The sequence below is a fragment of the Salinimicrobium profundisediminis genome (genome assembly GCF_026241755.1).
Taxonomy (GTDB): domain Bacteria; phylum Bacteroidota; class Bacteroidia; order Flavobacteriales; family Flavobacteriaceae; genus Salinimicrobium; species Salinimicrobium profundisediminis.
The window spans coordinates 1-2,389 of sequence record NZ_JAPJDA010000065.1 but is presented as its reverse complement, the minus strand read 5'-3'; the positions used below and the strand labels follow the sequence as shown (position 1 = coordinate 2,389).

Here is a 2,389-nt window from a genome sequence, read left to right as displayed (position 1 = left end):
TCAACCTCACCTATTCCAAGTTAAAGTTTTGAAATATTTTAATCTATATATTTCATAATATATAAAATTGTAATATTTTACAACAAGTTATGAACTATTACATTTGTTTTATTTCAAAATTTTTATTACACTAAAACAGAGGTGAAAGAAATGGACGGGTTTACTCGCCGTAAAGAACAGAAGAAACAAAATATCTTAGAGGCCGCTTTAAACTTATTTATTGAATATGGCACCGAAAAGGTATCAATATCTGAGATTGCACAAAAAGCAGATGTCTCCCAAGTAACCATCTATAATTATTTCGAAAGCAAACATAATCTAATACAAGAAGTAATCATTTTCTATGTTGACCAAATTTCTGATTATTTTGACGAGATCATTTACGGCAATGCACCATTTCCCGAAAAGATTCATCAAATTATTTTTAATAAAAGTGAACAAGCCAATGAGATTCATGAAGATTTCTATCAATATCTAATGAAAGAGCATGCTTCTGGAGTAAGTTATCTCGAAAAGGTATATGCCGAAAAGTCATTGAAAGGCTTTATGCACTTATTCGAAGAAGGACGGCAAAAAGGGTATATTGATCCTTCTATTTCAAATGAAGCTATATTAGCTTTTATCCACATTATGAAGGAAGGCATGAAAAAAGGAGAAATCTCTAACAAAATTCTTCCGTTCGCAGAAGAAATCACTAAACTGATGTTTTATGGGATCTTGGGGAATCAGCGAACTGACAAGAACGAATAACCACGGACCGCGGATCCATATTGGATTCGCAGTTCGTGGTTATTGTGGTTGCTTTGTTTTTTCGTCTGCTACAATTATTGAGTTAGTCAGTTTGCGATTGGTCAGTTGGTGGGTACTTGTCTTGATCACTCTTTTTCAAGACTGAAGGGCAGAATTCCTGCCTCTTTCTAACATTAAACCATATAGGTGGAAAGCAGGATCTCTATTAACAATGATGTGCTTATTTTTTATTCCGAAAATTTACCCACATGGCAAAATTCACAATCAACAGAACTTACCCACATCTTATTCACAATTAACCTTACTTATCAACAGAACTATCCCCATACACATTAGTGCTATTCTCTAAGAGCCTGTTGATAATGACGAATTTATCCACATTATCAACATAATAGTTTGCGGAGAACTTGTGGATAAATTAGAAAAATGCACACTTATCCACAACTTAACCCTGTTATTCTTGAATCACGTATTGACTATATTTCTCAGCATCACTATTTTTACAGATGACATGCAGGATTGTGCCTTTTTCATCATATTCTGTTGATATTACATCGGCATTGTTGTTAAAATACGAAACAATTTCGCCGTCTGTATAAGGGATAAGCATTGTTTGCTGTGAATAATCGTTTAGAATTTCTGTGCTGATTTTATTGGTCAATTCCTCTAGACCCTGCCTCTTTTTCGCAGACAGATAGACTCTGCTATTGCTGACAGAAGGAGACTCCATATCTGTTAAGTCGACTTTATTGTATGCATAAATCATAGGTATACCCTTTACACCAATTTCATGCAATACTTTTTCGGTTAGCAACTTATGCTGTTCATGGTTCGGATCTGATGCATCAAGAACATGGATAAGCAGGTCTGCTTCTGTCACTTCCTCCAATGTTGATCGAAATGCCCTGACGAGATGATGTGGAAGTTTGTGAATAAATCCAACTGTATCTGTTAATAAGAAGACACGATTATTCTCGAGCTCGAGTCTGCGCACAGCCGTTTCCAGTGTGGCAAAGAGCATATCCTTTTCAAACACAAGCTTTTCATCTTTGTCGCCATATTTTTCAAGCATTGCATTCATCAGCGTAGATTTACCTGCATTTGTATAGCCAACAAGAGCCGCAACAGGCACGTCTTTTTTATTGCGCTGCTTTCTTTGCGTTTTTCTTTGCAGCGTTAATTGTTCCAGTTCTGTGGATAACTTACTGATCTTTTCTTCGATTTTGCGGCGATCCAATTCTAGCTTGGTTTCACCTGCACCTCTATTTTTTAATCCGGAGCCGCCGCCTTGACGACCTAAATCTTCACGAGTGCCAATTAGCCTGGGAAGCAAATATTTAAGCCGAGCCATTTCAACCTGCAGCTGTGCCTCTCTTGTTTTCGCTCTGCTTGCAAAAATATTTAAAATAAGAGTCGTTCTGTCGATTACCTCACACTTTAGCTCTTCTTCAAGATTGCGGATTTGCGAAGGTGAAAGCTCATCATCAAACACGACAAGCTCAGAATCCTCGTGTTCAATCAGCATTCGCAGCTCCTCCACCTTGCCAGGACCCATATAGTAGCCTTTATGAATATGCTTTACATTTTGCGTAAGCGCACCAGCCACCTCTAAATCGCATGCTTCAGCTAAATTGGAAAG

At 37.3% G+C, this 2,389-nt stretch carries 2 protein-coding genes; one reads left to right on the top strand and one right to left on the bottom strand.

The genetic code is table 11. The annotated features are described in order from the left end of the window. Nucleotides 1–150 precede the first annotated feature (150 nt). Nucleotides 151–750 carry a TetR/AcrR family transcriptional regulator gene (locus OQ279_RS18395; protein WP_066442710.1) on the top strand — a complete coding sequence of 200 codons (600 nt, stop codon included), beginning with the start codon at nucleotides 151–153 and terminating at the stop codon, nucleotides 748–750. Between the two features lie 454 nt (nucleotides 751–1,204). Here OQ279_RS18395 and hflX read toward each other — a convergent pair. Next, nucleotides 1,205–2,389, bottom strand: a 1,185-nt coding sequence (gene hflX, locus OQ279_RS18390; RefSeq protein WP_266071324.1) for a GTPase HflX, incomplete at its 5' end; no start/stop codon positions are given.

What these genes read in the sequence shown, in the direction of transcription:
- OQ279_RS18395 (WP_066442710.1), top strand. Translation starts at nt 151, where the DNA reads ATGGACGGGTTTACTCGCCGTAAAGAACAGAAGAAACAAAATATCTTA.